Annotated in this window: 17 protein-coding genes; 9 read left to right on the plus strand and 8 right to left on the minus strand. The window is 64.2% G+C overall.

Translation table 11 applies throughout. The annotated features are described in order from the left end of the window. Positions 1–259 precede the first annotated feature (259 nt). Together A9K71_RS27370 and A9K71_RS27375 are read right to left on the minus strand one after the other, a co-directional pair. The gene (locus A9K71_RS27370) at positions 260–1,234 is read right to left on the minus strand and encodes a WD40 repeat domain-containing protein (protein WP_067003320.1); all 975 of its coding nucleotides are present in this window, start codon (positions 1,232–1,234) and stop codon (positions 260–262) included. Positions 1,235–1,468: 234 nt separating this feature from the next. After that, positions 1,469–2,530 (minus strand): GTP-binding protein, encoded by a 1,062-nt coding sequence (locus tag A9K71_RS27375; RefSeq protein ID WP_067003322.1) that lies wholly within the window; start codon positions 2,528–2,530, stop codon positions 1,469–1,471. A 358-nt stretch (positions 2,531–2,888) separates the two neighbouring features. Between A9K71_RS27375 and A9K71_RS27380 the strand changes: the two genes are divergently transcribed. Further along, positions 2,889–3,359, plus strand: a complete 471-nt coding sequence (locus A9K71_RS27380) for a MarR family transcriptional regulator (RefSeq protein WP_067003705.1) — start codon at positions 2,889–2,891, stop codon at positions 3,357–3,359. Positions 3,360–3,539: 180 nt separating this feature from the next. On the opposite strand, the gene A9K71_RS27385 is transcribed toward A9K71_RS27380, so the two are convergent. Next, positions 3,540–4,391, minus strand: coding sequence for an AraC family transcriptional regulator (locus tag A9K71_RS27385; protein WP_067003324.1), 852 nt, complete (start codon positions 4,389–4,391; stop codon positions 3,540–3,542). Between the two features lie 33 nt (positions 4,392–4,424). Between A9K71_RS27385 and A9K71_RS27390 the strand changes: the two genes are divergently transcribed. The 5 genes from A9K71_RS27390 (at position 4,425) to A9K71_RS27410 (ending at position 8,643) form a co-directional block, all read left to right on the plus strand. Further along, positions 4,425–4,832 (plus strand): DUF2000 family protein, encoded by a 408-nt coding sequence (locus A9K71_RS27390; protein ID WP_067003707.1) that lies wholly within the window; start codon positions 4,425–4,427, stop codon positions 4,830–4,832. A gap of 340 nt (positions 4,833–5,172) precedes the next feature. Further along, a complete protein-coding gene (locus A9K71_RS27395) occupies positions 5,173–6,057 on the plus strand; it encodes a DMT family transporter (RefSeq protein ID WP_067003709.1) in 885 nt (294 codons plus the stop codon). A gap of 59 nt (positions 6,058–6,116) precedes the next feature. Beyond that, positions 6,117–7,139, plus strand: coding sequence for a LacI family DNA-binding transcriptional regulator (locus A9K71_RS27400; RefSeq protein ID WP_067324144.1), 1,023 nt, complete (start codon positions 6,117–6,119; stop codon positions 7,137–7,139). Then, on the plus strand, positions 7,136–8,119 hold the full coding sequence (locus A9K71_RS27405; RefSeq protein ID WP_067003331.1) for a 2-hydroxyacid dehydrogenase: 984 nt from the start codon (positions 7,136–7,138) through the stop codon (positions 8,117–8,119). The genes A9K71_RS27400 and A9K71_RS27405 overlap by 4 nt, the downstream gene beginning before the upstream one ends. 131 nt (positions 8,120–8,250) lie before the next feature. Further along, a complete protein-coding gene (locus A9K71_RS27410; protein WP_067003333.1) occupies positions 8,251–8,643 on the plus strand; it encodes a hypothetical protein in 393 nt (130 codons plus the stop codon). Between the two features lie 6 nt (positions 8,644–8,649). On the opposite strand, the gene A9K71_RS27415 is transcribed toward A9K71_RS27410, so the two are convergent. Further along, positions 8,650–9,423, minus strand: a complete 774-nt coding sequence (locus A9K71_RS27415; RefSeq protein ID WP_067003338.1) for a gamma-glutamyl-gamma-aminobutyrate hydrolase family protein — start codon at positions 9,421–9,423, stop codon at positions 8,650–8,652. Positions 9,424–9,668: 245 nt separating this feature from the next. On the opposite strand from A9K71_RS27415, the gene A9K71_RS27420 reads away from it, so the two are divergent. Next, the gene (locus A9K71_RS27420; protein ID WP_067003340.1) at positions 9,669–10,778 is read left to right on the plus strand and encodes a TRAP transporter substrate-binding protein; all 1,110 of its coding nucleotides are present in this window, start codon (positions 9,669–9,671) and stop codon (positions 10,776–10,778) included. A gap of 84 nt (positions 10,779–10,862) precedes the next feature. Here A9K71_RS27420 and A9K71_RS27425 read toward each other — a convergent pair whose 3' ends face one another. From A9K71_RS27425 to A9K71_RS27440, 4 genes are all read right to left on the minus strand, one after another. Beyond that, positions 10,863–11,891 carry a zinc-dependent alcohol dehydrogenase family protein gene (locus A9K71_RS27425; protein ID WP_067003342.1) on the minus strand — a complete coding sequence of 343 codons (1,029 nt, stop codon included), beginning with the start codon at positions 11,889–11,891 and terminating at the stop codon, positions 10,863–10,865. Between the two features lie 12 nt (positions 11,892–11,903). Continuing rightward, complete coding sequence (locus A9K71_RS27430) at positions 11,904–13,697, minus strand: TRAP transporter large permease subunit (RefSeq protein WP_067003344.1); 1,794 nt, start codon at positions 13,695–13,697, stop codon at positions 11,904–11,906. Then, complete coding sequence (locus tag A9K71_RS27435) at positions 13,694–14,299, minus strand: TRAP transporter small permease subunit (RefSeq protein ID WP_067003346.1); 606 nt, start codon at positions 14,297–14,299, stop codon at positions 13,694–13,696. The genes A9K71_RS27430 and A9K71_RS27435 overlap by 4 nt, the downstream gene beginning before the upstream one ends. 243 nt (positions 14,300–14,542) lie before the next feature. Continuing rightward, positions 14,543–15,448 (minus strand): branched-chain amino acid ABC transporter permease, encoded by a 906-nt coding sequence (locus tag A9K71_RS27440; protein ID WP_067003348.1) that lies wholly within the window; start codon positions 15,446–15,448, stop codon positions 14,543–14,545. 95 nt (positions 15,449–15,543) lie between these two features. Here A9K71_RS27440 and A9K71_RS27445 point away from each other — a divergent pair, with 95 nt between their 5' ends. Together A9K71_RS27445 and A9K71_RS27450 are read left to right on the plus strand one after the other, a co-directional pair. Next, the gene (locus tag A9K71_RS27445) at positions 15,544–16,152 is read left to right on the plus strand and encodes a CGNR zinc finger domain-containing protein (RefSeq protein WP_067003350.1); all 609 of its coding nucleotides are present in this window, start codon (positions 15,544–15,546) and stop codon (positions 16,150–16,152) included. Next, positions 16,145–16,672 (plus strand): hypothetical protein, encoded by a 528-nt coding sequence (locus A9K71_RS27450; protein WP_067003352.1) that lies wholly within the window; start codon positions 16,145–16,147, stop codon positions 16,670–16,672. The genes A9K71_RS27445 and A9K71_RS27450 overlap by 8 nt, the downstream gene beginning before the upstream one ends. Positions 16,673–16,734 lie beyond the last annotated feature (62 nt).

The following is a 16,734-nucleotide window of genomic DNA, read 5'->3' on the forward strand; positions in this document are numbered from 1 at the left end:
TGCAGGAAGTGCAGGAAGTGCAGGAAGTGCAGGAAGTGCAGGAAGTGCAGGAAGTGCAGGAAGTGCAGGAAGTGCAGGAAGTGCAGGAAGTGCAGGAAGTGCAGGAAGTGCAGGAAGTGCAGGAAGTGCAGGAAGTGCAGGAAGTGCAGGAAGTGCAGGAAGTGCAGGAAGTGCAGGAAGTGCAGGAAGTGCAGGAAGTGCAGGAAGTGCAGGAAGTCTCTCCTTCCCTATTCCCTTGCCGCCCTATTCCCCTAATCCCTTACGCAGTGATGTCGATCACGCCGCAATCGCCGGCCGCGCTGCCGAAGACGATGCGGCGCTCTTCCCTGTCCCACATCATCGAGGTGATCGCGCCTTTGCCGGGACGACGCAGCAGCACTTCCTTGGCGTCGGCGAAGCGGGCCGCGATCACCATGCCGTCCTCATAGCCGATCGCGGTGACCTCCTGGCTGGGATGGCAGGCAACGCACGTCACCATGGTATTGCCGCGCGTGCCGAGCTCCAGCGGCGCCTTGCCCATCGGCCCGTCCTTGCTGGCGAAAGGCCACACGATCGCCGCCGGCGCGCCGGAGCTCGCCAGCCATTTGCCCTTCACGCTCCAGGACAGGCTTTTGACCTTGCCCGGATAGCCGCTCATGCGCATGTGCTTGCCGTCGGCCAGCTTCCAGCCATGCAGCGCGTTTTCCTGCATGGTGGTAATCAGGAAAGCGCCGTCCGGCGAAAAGCTGATCCCGGTATGGGCGCCGGCCCATTCGAGCTCGACCGGCTTGCCCTCCGCCGCAGGAAAATGCAGCGTCGCGCCGTTGTAGCGGGCAACGCCGAAGCGCATGCCCTTGGGCGAGAAGGCGAGCCCTTCCACCGAGCGCGGATGGGCGAATTCCTTGATCTTGCCGTCGGCGAAACGGACGAACGCCGTCTTGCCCGAGGCATAGGCGACTGCGCCCTGAGGGCCCGCCGCAACGCTGGTGATCCATTTTCTGCCGGCGCTGGCAAGTTCGCTCGCCTCGCCGCCGGCCTTGACCGCAAACACCTTGCCGTCCTCGCCGCCGGTGATCAGGCGGTCGTTCGCCGCATCGTGGAAGGCGGCGAGCAGCCCGTCATTCGCCTGTACGGTCTTGTGCCCATTGTCGAGCCGATGGATCGCGCCGTCGGCCAAAGCGAAATGCGGCACATCGTTGAGGAAGACGGCGGCGACGCAATGGCCTTCGAGATCAAGCGGGGCGACTGTCGGCATGGGGATGGTCCATTCGATTTCACTAAGCCGGCGCGGCTAGGTGTGACTCCCCCTTCTCCCCTTGTGGGAGAAGGTGGATTGGCGCGTAGCGCCAAGACGGATGAGGGGTGTTCGACGGAGTGCCGTCATCGCCAAGCTGGAACACCCCTCATCCGACCGAGCTTCGCTCGGCCACCTTCTCCCACAAGGGGAGAAGGAGAGAAGGGGCAGCGCTAGCGCCTGAAAGTCCGGAAATCAAGCCGCCTGGCAGGCTTCAAAACTCTTCCTGAGGCGCTCGGCGTCGAGATCGCGGCCGATGAAGACCAGCCGGCTTTCATGCTTCTCGCCGTCCTTCCAGGCGCGCTGGTGGTCGCCTTCGAGGATCATGTGCACGCCTTGCAGGACATAGCGGTCCTCGTCGCCCTTCAGCGCGATGATGCCCTTAAGCCTGAGGATGTTCGGCCCTTCCATCTGGGTCACCTTCTCGATCCAGGGGAAGAACTTCTTCGGATCCATCTCGCCGCCGCGCAGCGAGACCGACTTCACCGTGACATCGTGGATGTCGGAAGGATGGCCGTGGTGATGGTGATCGTGCCCGTCGTGATGATGGTGGTGGTCGTGATCGCAATCCGGACCGCATTCATGGTCGTGATCGTGGTCGTGCGCCTCGAGGAAATGCGGATCGTTCTCCAGCGCGCGTGAGAGGTCGAAGGCGCCGCGGTCGAGCACTTCGCCGAGCGCCACCCCGGCGCGCTGGGTGCGATGGATCCTGGCCGCCGGGTTGATGGCGCGGATCGTCGCCTCGACCTTTTCGAGCTCTTCCGGGGTGACGAGATCGGTCTTGTTCAGCACCACCACATCGGCGAAGGCGATCTGGTCCTCGGCCTCCTTCGAGTCCTTCAGGCGCAGCGGCAGGTGCTTGGCGTCAACCAGCGCCACCACCGCGTCGAGCTTGGTTTTGGAGCGCACATCGTCGTCCATGAAGAAGGTCTGCGCCACCGGCACCGGGTCGGCCAAGCCAGTGGTCTCGACCACGATGGCATCGAAACGGCCGGGCCGCCGCATCAGGCCCTCTACGACGCGGATCAGGTCGCCGCGCACCGTGCAGCACACGCAGCCATTGTTCATCTCATAGATTTCCTCGTCGGATTCGACGATCAGATCGTTGTCGATGCCGATCTCGCCGAACTCGTTGACTATGACCGCGTAACGCTTGCCGTGGTTCTCCGACAGGATGCGGTTGAGCAGCGTCGTCTTGCCCGCGCCGAGATAGCCGGTGAGAACGGTTACGGGGATCTGCGTCTGTGCATCGCTCATGGCCTGCCTCGAAAAATCTGTGCCTCGAAGGATTTGTCGGCCTCATATAGGATGCGAGCCGCGCTTTTGCACGCGCCAAACCGATGGGCCAGCCGGTCCCGATCGGGGCAGCCGCAGTGGGTTAAAGGAACAGGGCAGCCGCACGGCATCAGAGCCCCTCCGGGATGTTCCGCTGTGAATGCCGGCGGGCCAAAAGTCGTTTGTCATCTAACTGAAATAAACATCTGGCATCACCTGCGCGGGCACCGCAATGCTTGCCGGCAAAGTGTTTGCAGGCCGGACTCGTTAAATCGTCATTTGCCAGCCGCCGGACAGCCTCTATGCTGCCCGCGCCGGTTCGGCCGAAGAGGGAATGACCATGGCCAAGGCGGACAGAACAGCGACTATGAGCCGGCTGCATTCGGCAGCGCGGCTGGCGCGCACGGCGCTTGCTGCGCGGCTTCTGGCACATGGCTTCTACGCCGGCCAGGACCAGATCATGCTGGCGCTCGACCGCGAAGACGGCCAGACACCCGGCAATCTCGCCGACAAGCTCGGCGTACGTCCGCCGACGATCACAAAAACCATCAACAGGCTGCAGGCGCAGGGTTTTCTCGAAAAGCGCGCCTCCAACGCCGATGCCCGCCAGGCCCATATTTTCCTCACCGGCTCCGGCCGCGAAACCATCCGCGCCATCGAGAAATCGGTCAAGAAGACCGAGAAGCAGGCGCTGAGGGGTCTCGACAAGAAAGACCAGAAGGCGCTGTTCAAGCTGCTCGCCCGCATCGAGGCCAACCTGTCGAACGAGGACCTGATCCTCATCGACGACGACGCCGAGCTGGATGATTAACGAGCGACGCGCAGCGTCGTCTCGAGCGACGCGTGAGCGCAGCATCGTCGCTTAGCCGCTGGGCGTTGGTGGCCACGAGCGACGCGTAAGCGTCGTCTCGAGCGACGCAAGCGCGATGCACAGCGTCGTCGCTTCAGCCACCACCCAAGCATCGGCAGCTTATCGGAAAGGGCGACGACGCTACGCGTCGCGCACCAGCGTCGCCCAGCGTCCCGGCGTCAGCCCGAACGCCTTCTTGAAATGCCGGTTGAAATGGCTCTGATCGCTGAAGCCGGCCGCAACAGCGGTTTCGGCAAGCGGCTCTCCCGCTTCGATCATGCGCCGTGCTCGCTGCAGCCGACGCATCAACAGGAAGCGATGCGGGCTTGTCGAATAGGTCGCGCGGAAATGGCGCGACAGCGCGTAACGGTCGAGGCCGGTAACCGCCTCCAGCTCGTCGGAACGCACCGGCCGTTCAGCGTTTTCTTCGAGATAGTCGCGGGCCAGCGCGGCAGCCCGCCACGCGATCTTTCCCGCTGATTTTGCCGGCTGTCCGGCATGGCGTTTCAATTGCTGCGCCAGCTGCGCGATGAAATCCGCCACGAACAGGTCGTCGAGCTCCTCGGTGAGCGGTGTTAGCGCCGACAGCAGCGTGCCGCGCAACTGAGGGTCGCTCACCACAGCATCCTTAACGAAGGGGAGCGGCGATCCGTGGAGGCAGTCGAGCAGCATCGACGGCTCGAGATACAGAATCCTGTATCGTAGGCCGTGCTCGGTGCCGGCGCCGCCGTCATGCAGTTCGTCGGGATGCAGAACGATTGCCTGGCCGGGGAGGCTGTGCCGAAGCGCGCCGCGATAGTGGAAGCGCTGCACGCCGTCGAGCGTCACGCCGATGGCGTAGGTGTCGTGGCGGTGCAGGTCGAAAGCATTGCCGTGGAATCGCGCCTCGATGCGCTCGAGGCCCGTGGCGCCGGGCGCCGAAACGATCCGGTCGTCCTCAGCGCACGAACGTTCAAGACCTCCCAGCGCCTCATTGCCTAGATCGTGCGCCATGGTCCCTGATCCACATCTCGGAGAGACATTTTGGTGTTCGACACGAAATTTGCAATCGTGCTCAAGGAAGATCTCGCCGTCTGGCAGAAGCTCAACGTTACCGCTTTCCTGACCAGCGGCATCGTCGCGCAATGTCCTGAAATCATCGGCGAGGCCTATCGCGACCGCGCCGGCAATTTCTTCAATCCGCTCTCGATCCAGCCCGTTATCGTGCTGTCGGCAGACGGGTCGACGCTTGCCGCGATCCACCGCCGGGCCCTGGAGCGCGGCGTGACGACATCGGCCTATGTCGAGGAGATGTTCTCCACCGGCCATGACCTGGCCAACCGCGCCGTCTTCGCCGAATTCGCGCCGGACGACGCCAAGATCGTCGGCATCGCGCTGCGCGCCGAAAAGAAGCTCGTCGACAAGATTACCAAGGGCGCCCGCATGCATGCTTGATTCTCTGGGAAGGATGCTCTTGGTGACTGATTGACCATTCGTCCGGACGACGTCGCGCACGTTCGAGATTGGCCGCGACCTCCCTGCTTCGCCAGCCTGGGGTCTGCGAGCGTCGCGTCGCTCCTTGCTCCGCACGGGATGACGAACCAGGAACGTTCTGCTGATCGCCAAGGCACTGCGCTCTAAGCCTGTCGGCACGTCTTGTTGGGCCAGTCGCTTTTGGCTTGCCGGTCGGCGGCGATTGCCGCAAAAGAATGGCGTCTACCTCTCCTCCGGCCCGATTTTGAGCGTTCCCAAAAATCACGACGACAGCGCGACGCCGCCCGCGGCGATGCTGTTGATGCTCTGCGTCTATGTCTGCTTCACCTTTCTCGACACCTCAAGCAAATATCTGGTGCTCGCCGGCGTCTCGGCGCTGATCGTCGCCTGGGCTCGATTCATCGTGCATGTCCTGCTTGTCGGCGTTTTCCTTCGCGGTTGGCGCGAGCCGTCGCGCTTCCGCGCCAACAACCTGCCGGCGCACATCCTGCGCGGATGCCTGCTTTTCGGCTCGACCATGTTCAACATCCTGGCGCTCAGGACGCTGCAACTCGCCGAGACCACCTCGATCTATTTCTTCGGCCCGATGGTGATCACCGCATTGGCCGGCCCGCTGCTCGGCGAGTGGGCGGGCTGGCGGCGCTGGCTGGCGATCCTCACCGGCTTCGTCGGCGTCCTCATCATCACCCGGCCCGGCGTCGGCGTGTTCGGCATGGGCCATCTCTTCGCGCTGGGCTCAATGCTGTCGAATTCTTTTTACGTCATCATGACCCGGCGCATGTCGTCGACGGAGACATCCGAGAGCCTGATCCTGTTCTCGGCGCTGGCGCCGGCGGTGCTGCTCCTGCCCATGCTGCCCTTCTCATTGTCCCTGCCGCAGGACGGCTGGCGCTGGGTGATCCTTTTGATGCTCGGCGTCTTCGGCGCCGGCGGCCATTGGCTCCTGGTCCAGGCCTATCGCCTGGCGACGACGACGGCGCTCGCGCCTTACCCTTATTCGCAGATGGTTTGGATGATCATCTCCGGCTGGCTGATCTTCCACCAGTTTCCCGACCGCTGGACCCTGCTCGGCGCTGCCATCATCGTCGCCAGCGGCCTCTACATCATCCACCGCGAGCACAGGCTTCGCCTGCGCAATTCCGCTTCCTTGGACACGGAAGCCGAGAGCTTGGCAAAAAAACTTTGATTTGCCCTCGATCGATGGCATAAGCCCCATTTAAACAGTTTAAAGGCCGGGGACCAAGGCTGGCACAGAAGATCAAGCTTTCGACGATCGCGGATGCGCTTGGCGTGTCCACGGCAACGGTGTCGCTGGCGCTGCGCGACAGCCCGCTGGTCGCCGGCTCGACGCGCGAGCGCATCAAGGAGCACGCGCGCGCCATCGGCTATATCTACAACCGACGGGCCGCGTCGCTCCGCACCTCGCGCTCCGGCATTGTCGGCGTCGTCGTGCACGACATCATGAACCCGTTCTTCGCCGAGATTCTGCGCTCGATAGAAAGCGAGCTCGACCGCAGCCGCCAGACCTTCATCCTGTCCAACCATTATGACCAGCTGGAAAAGCAGCGCACCTTCATCGACACGCTGCTGCAGCTCGGCGCCGACGGCGTCATCATGTCGCCGGCCATAGGCACGCCGGCCGAGGACATCATCATGGCCGAGGAAAACGGCCTCCCGGCGGTGCTGATCGCGCGCACCGTCACCGGCGCCGACGTGCCGGTCTTCCGCGGCGACGATGCCTATGGCACGGCACTCGCGACCAACCATCTCATCTCGCTCGGCCACAAACGCATCGCCATGATCGGCGGCACCGACCAGACCTCGACCGGCCGCGACCGCTACCAGGGCTATGTCAACGCCATGGAGGCGGCCGGGCTGGAGGTGAAGCCGTCCTGGCGCATTCCTGGACCGCGCACCAAGCAGGCTGGTTTCGAGGCTGCAGGACAGTTCTTGGCGCTGAAGGACAAGCCGACCGCCGCCTGCTGCTGGAATGATCTGGTTGCGATCGGGCTGATGAACGGCATCGCGCGCGCCGGCCTGGTGCCGGGCGTCGATATTTCCGTCACTGGTTACGACGACCTGGAGGAGGCTGCGATAGCAACGCCGGCCTTGACCACGGTCTGGAATGGCCAGCGCGAGGTCGGCCGCCGCGCCGCCAGCGCGCTGCTCGACAAGCTGAACGGGCAGGCCGTGCGGCCGTCGCAGGAATTGATCAAGCCGGAGCTGCACGTGCGCCAGTCCACCGGCAAGCCGGTGGAGCGTCAATGACACAGACAGAAGCGAAGTCGCCGGTCGCCATCCTGGTGCCGGGCCGTTTCAACGACCACGCCATCGGCCGGATCGACAAGGCGTTCAAGCGCGTGCGGATCGAGCGCGCCGATCCGTCGCTCGTCACCGGCGAGATGCGCGAGAGCGTGCGCGGCATCGCCTCCTTCGGCGGCATCAGCGCGGCCATGATCGACGCGCTGCCCAATCTCGAGATCATCGCCAATTTCGGCGTCGGCTATGACTCCGTCGACGCTCGTCACGCGGCCGCCCGCGGCGTCATGGTCACCAACACGCCCGACGTGCTGACCGAAGAGGTTGCCGACACCACCATCGGCCTGTTGATCAACACTGTGCGCGAAATGTACGCCGCCGAGAAATGGCTGCGCGACGGCGACTGGGTGAGGAAGGGTGACTATCGCCTGAGCCGGCTCACCTTACGCGGCCGCCGCGTCGGCATCTTCGGCATGGGCCGCATCGGCCTCGCCGTCGCCCGTCGCCTCGAGGCTTTCGGCCTGCCGATCGCCTATCACAACCGCCGCCAGGTCGATGGCCTGTCCTACGAATACCATGCGACGCTGAAGGGTCTGGCCGAAGCGGTCGACACTCTGATTTGCATCGCGCCGGGCGGGGCCGCGACGGAGAAAGCCATCGACGCGGCGGTCCTGGCGGCGCTCGGCCCGAACGGCGTCTTCGTCAATATCGGCCGCGGCAGCACGGTTGATGAGGCGGCTCTGGCTGCAGCGCTCTCCAATGGCACCATCGCTGCCGCCGGGCTCGATGTCTTTGCCGACGAACCGAATGTGCCCAAAGCGCTGCTCGATGCGCCCAACACCTCCCTTCTGCCGCATGTCGGATCTGCGTCCGACCACACCCGCCGGGCCATGGCGGATCTGTGCGTCGACAATCTCATCTCCTGGTTCGGCGAGCGCCGGCCGCTGACCCCGGTGCCGGAGACGATCAACGTCAAGCCACGCGCCTGAGCGGAAGGCCGGCCACATTCATTAACGCCTGCTTAACCATCATTCTGCATACTTCGTTATGCATGTTGTCCAAATCGGCGCGTGGTTTGGAGACCGGCATGGCACGGCAAGCCAGGATGTGGAGAGGCGGAGTGAAGCTGTTAGCCGGGTTGATTGCGTCGGTCGCCTTATACGGGGGCGTTCAGTCCCTGCACGACGGCAACGGCCAAAGCGCGGTCGAGCAAGCCGGCCTCTCCAACAGCTATCGGCTGACGGCCAATGGCGACGAAGCGGCCTGCGCAATCAAGCGCGGCGCCGAGGTCTCGGACGGCCTGTCGCTGCTGACAATTGCTCCGAACTGCAGCAAGCTGATGCCCGGCATCGAGCGTGTGAAATTCTGGCGCGAGCAGGCCGACGGCTCGGTCGCGTTCAGCGAGAACGGCATCGATCCGATCGTCACCTTCGGTGTTGCTGATGGCGACGGCTACGAATCCTATGCGCCGGCCGCCCCGCTTTTGGCACTGAACGCGACGACCAGCGACTGAGTTCGGCTATTCCGCCGCCGCGCGTGCACCGGCCTTCGCCGCCGCATGCAGGCGCACGGCATCGCCGAAGGCGCGGAAGATCTTTGCCGAGTTGCTGTCCGACTTCACCCAATATTCGGGATGCCACTGGACGCCGACGGCGAAGGCGCGGGCCTCCTTGACCGAGACGGCCTCGATCGTGCCGTCGGTCGCCAAAGCCTCGACCTGCAGTTTCGATCCGAGCCGGTCGATCGCTTGGCGATGCAGCGAGTTGACCTTGATGTCGCCGGCGCCGAACACGCCGGCGAGACAGGTTCCGGGCTTGATCGAAATCGTCTGGTGGATGCCGAAGCGCTCGTCCTGATTCTCGCTCACCGGCGCGCGGTGATCGAGCGAGCCTTCACGCTCCTGGATCTCGGTGCCGAGCGTCCCGCCCAGCGCCACGTTGAGCTCCTGGATGCCGCGGCAGATGGCGAGTAGCGGCACGCCGCGCTCGATCGCCTTGCGGATCAGCGGCAGCGTGGTGGAGTCGCGCGCCGGGTCGTAGGGGCCGTTGGCCTCGCTGGGATCACCGCCATAGAGCGAGGGATGCACATTGGATTTCGAACCCGTCACCATCACGCCGTCGACCGAGGACAGCAGCTCGTCGAAATCGAGCCGGTCGCCGAAGGACGGCACCAAGAGCGGGAACACGCCGGCGCCGGCGATCGCCGCCTCGATATATTGCTGGGGCGCGGCATGCCATGTGTAGTTGTCGAACTGGCGGACATCGGTTGAGACGGCAACGAGCGGCTGCTGCATTTTGGATACGGGTTCCATCGAGGGCTAACGAATTATTCTGCCTACAAAATAGGCGATCAGCCGGCACTTTGCCATGGCAAGTTTCGGCTCTCCGAATGGGCCAGGACGGTCGACGTTAGACTATAGTTGCACGTTGCCCGCGGTGCTGGACTCGACATCTTGCCCGTGTATTGTTTCGCGCAGCCGATCAGGGCGCCGAGGATGTCCGAATATCGGTCTGTTGGTTCTAAACGGGAGGAAAATGCATGGATCGTCGTTCGTTCATCCGTAAGGCCGGTGCATCCGGTGTTGGTGTCGCGGCAGCGGCCGCCGCGCTTGCCACGCCGGCGATAGCCCAGTCCAATCCGAAAGTGACCTGGCGGCTGGCATCGTCCTTCCCGAAATCGCTCGACACGATCTATGGCGGTGCGGAAGTGTTCTCAAAAATGCTGTCGGAAGCGACCGACGGCAATTTTCAGGTTCAGGTCTTCGCCTCGGGCGAGCTCGTTCCCGGCCTGCAGGCGGCCGACGCCACCGCCGCAGGCACCGTCGAGGCATGCCACACGGTGGCATATTACTATTGGGGCAAGGACCCAACCTGGGCGCTGGGTGCCGCAGTGCCGTTCTCGCTTAACGCGCGCGGCATGAACGCTTGGCACTATCATGGCGGCGGCATTGACCTCTTCAACGAATTCCTTGCAACGCAAGGCCTGTTCGGCCTGCCGGGCGGCAACACCGGCGTGCAGATGGGCGGCTGGTTCCGCAAGCAGATCAACACGGTCGCCGATCTTTCCGGCCTCAAGATGCGCATCGGCGGCTTTGCCGGCAAGGTGGTGCAGAAGCTCGGCGTCGTGCCGCAGCAGATCGCCGGCGGCGACATCTACCCGGCCCTCGAAAAGGGGACGATCGACGCCGCCGAATGGGTCGGCCCTTATGACGACGAGAAGCTCGGCTTCTACAAGGTCGCGCCCTACTACTACTATCCCGGCTGGTGGGAAGGCGGCCCGACCGTGCATCTGATGTTCAACAAGGCAAAATACGAGGAATTGTCGCCCGCCTACAAGTCGCTGGTGCACACGGCCGCGCAAGCCGCCGACGCCAACATGCTGCAGAAATACGACTACCTCAATCCGGCGGCGGTGAAGCGGCTGGTCGCCAGCGGCGCCAAGCTGGCTCCTTTCAGCCAGGAAATCATGGCCGCCTGCTTCGAAAAGGCCAACGAAGTCTATGCCGAAATGGAGGCCAACAACGCGCCGTTCAAGAAGATCTGGGAATCCATCAAAGGCTTCCGCAAGGAGCACTATCTCTGGGCCCAGGTCGCCGAATACAACTACGACACCTTCATGATGGTGCAGCAGCGTAACGGCAAGCTGTAGCCGGGGTCTACGCCCTCTCCCCTATGGTGACGGGGAGAGGGCGCTGTCACCGCCGGTTTCGCCAATCGCCAACGTTGCAGGACTTCAGGTCCGGCCCGGCACGACCAGCACCTTGACCTCGCCGGGGGCGGCTGGGTTCGAGATCACCTGCGGCGCCTCTTCGAGTGGCACCTGCCTGGAAATCAGCTTGTCGATCTCGATCGCGCCGGACGCGATGAGGTCCGCGGCGCGGCGATGCGTGAAGGGATTGATGAAGGACCCGAGGACCTTCAACTCCCGGAACAGCACGTCGAAAGGCTCGAAAGCCACCTTCTGCCCCTGCGGCATCACGCCGACGATCACCACCGTGCCTCCGGCCTTGGCAATTCGCATCGACTGCTCGACCGTGTCGCGAACCCCGGCGCATTCCAGCACCACGTCGACGCCGCCCGGTACAAGCCCGGCTTTTCCGGCGATGGCCTCGATGGGATCGACGGCGCTGGGATCGACCGTAGCGGTCGCGCCGAGTTCTTCGGCCAGCGCCCGGCGCGAGGCCTGCCTGGTCGACAGGATGATGATCGCGGCACCGGCAAGCTTCGCCAATTGCACAGTGAGCAGGCCGATGACGCCGCCGCCGAGCACCACCACCGAGCCGCCGGGCCTGATTCCGGCTAGGTCGATGCCATGCAGGCAGCAGGCCAGCGGCTCGCAGAAGGCGCCATGCGTCGGCTTGAGGTTGCCGGGCAGGAGGAAGGCCTGGCCTTGCGGCATCACGACATAATCGGCGAAACCGCCGTCCCGGTGGATGCCGATAGCCCTGAGATTACTGCACAAATTGACGCGGCCGGCCCGGCACTGGCTGCAGCGCCCGCAGGCGATGTTGGGGTCGCCCGTGACCCGATCGCCGACGGCGATGCCGGACACCGCGTCGCCGACCGCCTCGACGATGCCGCAGAATTCGTGGCCGAGCGTGACCGGCGGCGTGCACGGGAATTCGCCATGGAACAGGTGGCGGTCCGTGCCGCAGACGCCGCAGGCTTCGATCCGCACCAGAACATCCTCCGGCCCCGGCTCAGGTTTGTCGACCTCACGAAGGGCGATGCCGCCGATTGCTTCCAGCCGTACGGCTCTCATGACTTGGTCACCTCAGTTGAAACTCGGCGGCTTGGAAAGATCGGGCGCCGGCGCCGCCGGCTTGGCGGGGGCCGTATCGCCGAAATTCGGCGGCTGTGACAAGTCCGGGGTGCCAGGCGCGGCGGGCGCCGAGCCGCCACCGGCGGGCGCCGCGCCATTGTCGGCCGGCGTGCCGAGCGGCGCAAGTCCCGGCATGTCCGGCAGCTTGAGGTCGATCGTGCTCGGCTCGACGGCGGTGCCCTTGTAGCGCATCACCATTTGCGGGAAGGCGATGGTAAGCCCGATCATGATCACCTGGATACAGACGAACGGCACCGCGCCCCAATAGATCTGGCCGGTGGTGACCGGCGCGATCTGTTTGCCGGTGATGCGGTCGAGATAGGGCACGCGCGCCGCGACCGAACGCAGGTAGAACAGCGCGAAGCCGAACGGCGGATGCATGAAGCTGGTCTGCATGTTCACGCCAAGCAGCACGCCGAACCAGATCAGGTCGATGCCGAGCTTGTCGGCGGCGGGCGCCAGCAGCGGCACGATGATGAAGGCGAGCTCGAAGAAGTCGAGGAAGAAGGCGAGCACGAAAACCAGCACGTTGACGCCGATCAGGAAGCCGGTCTCGCCGCCCGGCAGCGAGGTCAAGAGATGCTCGACCCAGATGTGGCCGTTGACGCCGTAGAAGGTGAGCGAGAAGACGCGCGCGCCGATCAGGATGAACAGCACGAAGGCGGAGAGCCGCGTCGTCGAGGCCAGCGCCTGCTTGATGACATCCATCGTCAGCCGCCCCTTGAAGCCCGCCATGATCAGCGCGCCGACGGCGCCCATGGCGCCGCCCTCGGTCGGGGTGGCGATGCCGAGGAAGATGGTGCCCAGCACCAGGAAGATCAGCGCCAGCGGCGGGATCAGCACGATCACCACCTGCTGTGCCAGCTTGGACATCATGTTGATGTGGAGGCGCTGGTCGGCGATCGCCACGATGTAGATGGCGATCACGCCGACGGTGGCGCCAAGGATGTCCGCATTGTCGCCATGCGTCGGCGCGAGGTAACGATAGGCCGCATAGGAAATCGCGCCGGTCACCAGCAGCGCCACGATCAGCGAAATCACGCCGTGGCCGAGCGTGCGGGCCTCGAGCGGCAATGCCGGCATCGAGTTCGGCCGGACGATCGACATGATCAGGATGTAGAGCATGTAGATGCCGGTCAGAACGAGGCCGGGGATCAGCGCGCCCGCATACATGTCGCCCACCGAGCGTCCAAGCTGGTCGGCCAGCACAATCAGCACCAGCGAGGGGGGGATGATCTGGGCCAGTGTGCCGGAAGCCGCGATCACGCCCGAGGCGAGGCGCCGGTCGTAGCCGTAGCGCAGCATGATCGGCAGCGAGATCAGCCCCATGGCGATGACGGAGGCCGCCACCACGCCGGTCGTTGCGGCAAGCAGTGCGCCGACGAAGATCACCGCATAGGCAAGCCCGCCGCGGATCGGGCCGAACAGCTGCCCGACCGTGTCGAGCAGGTCCTCGGCCATGCCGGATCGCTCCAGCACGATTCCCATGAAAGTGAAGAATGGAATGGCCAGCAGCGTGTCGTTCGACATCACCCTTGTGCCGTAGAAATTATCCGGCAGCGCATGCAGCAGAGGCCAGGCGAGGTTGATCGAGCCGCCGGAATAGGGCGACAAGAGCACGCCGATGAAGAAGAACAACAGGCCGTTCGCAGCGAGCGAGAAGGCGACGGGGTAGCCGATCAAAAGGAAGATGATCAGCGAGGCGAACATGATCGGCGCCATGTTCTGCGCGATGAACTCGATCATGAGCGCACCTCGCCGGACAGCGCCTTGGCTTCTTCGGCAAGCGCTTCGGCCTCGAGCTTGGCCTGGTCGTGGGCCGAGACATAGGGAGTGGGATCCTCCATGTCGCCGCGCATGATGGCGATCTTCTTGATGATCTCCGAGACACCCTGGATGGCCAGCAGGAAGAAGCCGACGAGCAGGATGGCCTTGGCCGGCCAGACGATCAGCCCGCCGGCATTGGTCGACATCTCGCCGCTGCGGAAGGACAGCGACACGTAAGGCACGAAGTAGATCACCATCAGCACCACGAAAGGCATCAGGAAGAGGAGATGACCGAGGAGGTCGATCCAGTGCTGCACGCGGCGGGGGAACATGCCGTAGACGATGTCGATGCGGATATGGTCGTTCTGTTTCAGCGTATAGGCGGCGGCCAGCATGAAGGCGGCGCCGAACAGATACCACTGCAGTTCGAGCCAGGCGTTGGAGGAGATGTCGAACACCTTGCGGATGACCGCGTTGCCGGCGCTCACCAGGATCGCAAGCAGGATCAGCCACGAGACCCAGCGGCCGATGAACTCGTTGATGCGGTCGATCGTCGTGGATAGAGCGAGCAGCCCTGCCATGCATTTCCTCCCTCGCGCACCGGCCCCGAGAATCGCGTTCGATTTCGGAAAGCACGATGCATAACTCAAAGTGCTGGCGCCGCGCCCGAGTCCCCCTCCGGTGTCGCGCCGCTTGGCCCAACGGTATGCAGTGCGTGGTCCGGTTGGTCAACATGGCAAAGCACGTGCCGGCGATCCAGGCGGCGAGCAACGGTAAAAACCGGTCACCTCACGGCGCGTCATGCAACCAAAGTCTGATGGGTTTCAGGCGACCTTGGCCTGGTCGCGGCCGGCGCCGATCAGCACCAGCATGGCGACGAGAAAGAGGTATATCCAGCCGTCGCGCCATTCGAGCGGGAAATAACCGGCCCACAGCGATTCGGCCATGCCGAAGGCCGCGGCACCGAGAGCAGCCTTGAGCGGCGACATGTAGCCGCCGACCGCCGTCACGAACAGGATCTTGAGGCCGTAGACGAGGCCCGTGCCGAAGCTGATGTTGCCGTAGTAGATGCCGGCGAGCATGCCGGCAAAAGCCGCGCAGAAGCCGCCATAGAGCACCGCGCGGCGGAACACCGCGGTGACGTCGATGCCGCACATCGCGGCCGCCTTCGGGTCGTCGGACACGGCCCGCCAGGCCCGTCCGAAGCGCGAATGCGAAAACAGCCAGGCGGCCACTGCCACCATCGCCATCACCGCCGCGCAATCCAAGAGCTGGATAACGGTGAGCGTCACCTTGAAGCCGGCACCCTGCGCGAAGACGACGGGTTGGGCGAGCATCGGCGGCAGCCAGAGATCATGCGTGTCGGCGGCGATGCGGCTTGCTTCCGACAGGAACAGCAAGATGCCGAGCGTCGTCACCACGATCGCATTAGGCGACCGGTCCGCCAGCCTCTTGAACACGCTGCGCGACAGCACCTGGCTGATCAGCACCGAATAGAGCAGGGCAGCAACGATACCTAGCGCGACCGAGGCAAACAGCGTCAGCCACAGCGCCTGATAGCCGAAGGCGGCGGTCAGGATCATGGTGTGGCCGCAAAAGGCAAACAGCGCGCCATAGGCAAGGTTGGTGCGGTGCAGGATGCCGTTGGTCAGCACGTAGCCGAAGGCGAGCAGCGCATAGAGCGCGCCCGAATGCAGCCCGTTCAGCACCTGCTGATAGAAATAGAGCATGGAGCATCCCTAGGGCCGCGCGAACTGGCCCCCGTTTCGAGCGTTGCATCCGAAATCTAACTTGTCAAATACGTTTTATCGGTTAGATTTGCGGCATGACGGTATCCTGGACCCCGCACCGCTTCACCGGCGGCATCCTCGCGCTCGACACGGCGAACACGGTCGTCCTGCGCAACGATCCGGAAAAGACCTTCGACCGTTTCGCTGATCCGGCCGAGATCGCCCGCTTCGCCGAGGCGGCGAGCGGCTTTCGCGCCGCCGAGCTTGGCGGCCGGCGGCTGGAGGCGCCTGAACCGGGCGGCATCGCCGCGGTCGTGCTGTCGATCCGCGAGGCGACGGACCGCCTGTTCCGCCATGCCGTAGCGAAAGGCGCGATCGCCGCCGGCCATCTGCCGGATTTCCTGACCGCCTGCGCCAACGGCCTCTCCGGCAGCAGCACCGAGATCGGCGCGCCGGGCAGGCCCTTTGGCGATCCGGCGACGCCGATCGCTTTCGAGGCGGCTTTGGCCGTCTCGGCGCTTTCGCTGCTGCGCGACGACACCGTTGCCAGGCTCAGGATCTGTCCGAACTGCAGCTGGCTCTTTCTGGACCGCAGCCGCAACTCAAGCCGCCTCTGGTGCGACATGGCCGTCTGCGGCAACCGCCAGAAAGCGAACCGCTATTATCGCCGCCGCACGGCGGCCAGGGAGGCCACCAATGCTTAGAAAATTCCGTTCGATCGCTCTCGGCGCGGCCCTGATCGCCGCGACGGCGCTCGGCGCCTGCCGCGACACCGGCAAGGAGCAGCTCTTCGCCATTTCCGGCAAGCTGTTCGAGTTCAACTACCGGCTTGGCATCGCCACCTATGTCATCACGCTGAGACCGCTGCGGCCGATGGGCGAGGGACAGATTGCGGTGGTGAATTTCCAGAATCCGGCCGGCGGCGACCCGCTCATCGTCAACCAGAAGATCTGGCCGAAGCTCCCGCATATCACCTTGACCAGCCCGCCGCTCACCTGCGTGGTCAAGGACAAGCCCTATTCCGTGACGATCCGCATCGAGGATTCGAGCGGCACGTTGCTTCAAAGGCTCGAGACGACGATGACCTCCTCGGCGGACCAGACCATGCTGCCGGACCGGCCGCTGGTGATCGGGCCGAAATACGAGCTCAACCCGGACCTTGCCGGCCATCCCGACGGCAAGCTGCCGGATGCGCCCAAGCCGGATTGCTCGAAGGCGGCGTGAGGCCCGTTGACCGGTCGAAATTTTCGTGCGCTGCAAAGCGTTTAGCGTGCGATTGAATGCGG

This window comes from Mesorhizobium sp. WSM3873, assembly GCF_001672445.1.
Lineage (GTDB): Bacteria > Pseudomonadota > Alphaproteobacteria > Rhizobiales > Rhizobiaceae > Mesorhizobium.

Coding starts and splice junctions, on each gene's coding strand:
- A9K71_RS27370 (WP_067003320.1), bottom strand. CDS start 1,234: ATGCCGACAGTCGCCCCGCTTGATCTCGAAGGCCATTGCGTCGCCGCC.
- A9K71_RS27375 (WP_067003322.1), bottom strand. CDS start 2,530: ATGAGCGATGCACAGACGCAGATCCCCGTAACCGTTCTCACCGGCTAT.
- A9K71_RS27380 (WP_067003705.1), top strand. CDS start 2,889: ATGGCCAAGGCGGACAGAACAGCGACTATGAGCCGGCTGCATTCGGCA.
- A9K71_RS27385 (WP_067003324.1), bottom strand. CDS start 4,391: ATGGCGCACGATCTAGGCAATGAGGCGCTGGGAGGTCTTGAACGTTCG.
- A9K71_RS27395 (WP_067003709.1), top strand. CDS start 5,173: ATGCTCTGCGTCTATGTCTGCTTCACCTTTCTCGACACCTCAAGCAAA.
- A9K71_RS27405 (WP_067003331.1), top strand. CDS start 7,136: ATGACACAGACAGAAGCGAAGTCGCCGGTCGCCATCCTGGTGCCGGGC.
- A9K71_RS27415 (WP_067003338.1), bottom strand. CDS start 9,423: ATGCAGCAGCCGCTCGTTGCCGTCTCAACCGATGTCCGCCAGTTCGAC.
- A9K71_RS27420 (WP_067003340.1), top strand. CDS start 9,669: ATGGATCGTCGTTCGTTCATCCGTAAGGCCGGTGCATCCGGTGTTGGT.
- A9K71_RS27425 (WP_067003342.1), bottom strand. CDS start 11,891: ATGAGAGCCGTACGGCTGGAAGCAATCGGCGGCATCGCCCTTCGTGAG.
- A9K71_RS27430 (WP_067003344.1), bottom strand. CDS start 13,697: ATGATCGAGTTCATCGCGCAGAACATGGCGCCGATCATGTTCGCCTCG.
- A9K71_RS27435 (WP_067003346.1), bottom strand. CDS start 14,299: ATGGCAGGGCTGCTCGCTCTATCCACGACGATCGACCGCATCAACGAG.
- A9K71_RS27440 (WP_067003348.1), bottom strand. CDS start 15,448: ATGCTCTATTTCTATCAGCAGGTGCTGAACGGGCTGCATTCGGGCGCG.
- A9K71_RS27445 (WP_067003350.1), top strand. CDS start 15,544: ATGACGGTATCCTGGACCCCGCACCGCTTCACCGGCGGCATCCTCGCG.
- A9K71_RS27450 (WP_067003352.1), top strand. CDS start 16,145: ATGCTTAGAAAATTCCGTTCGATCGCTCTCGGCGCGGCCCTGATCGCC.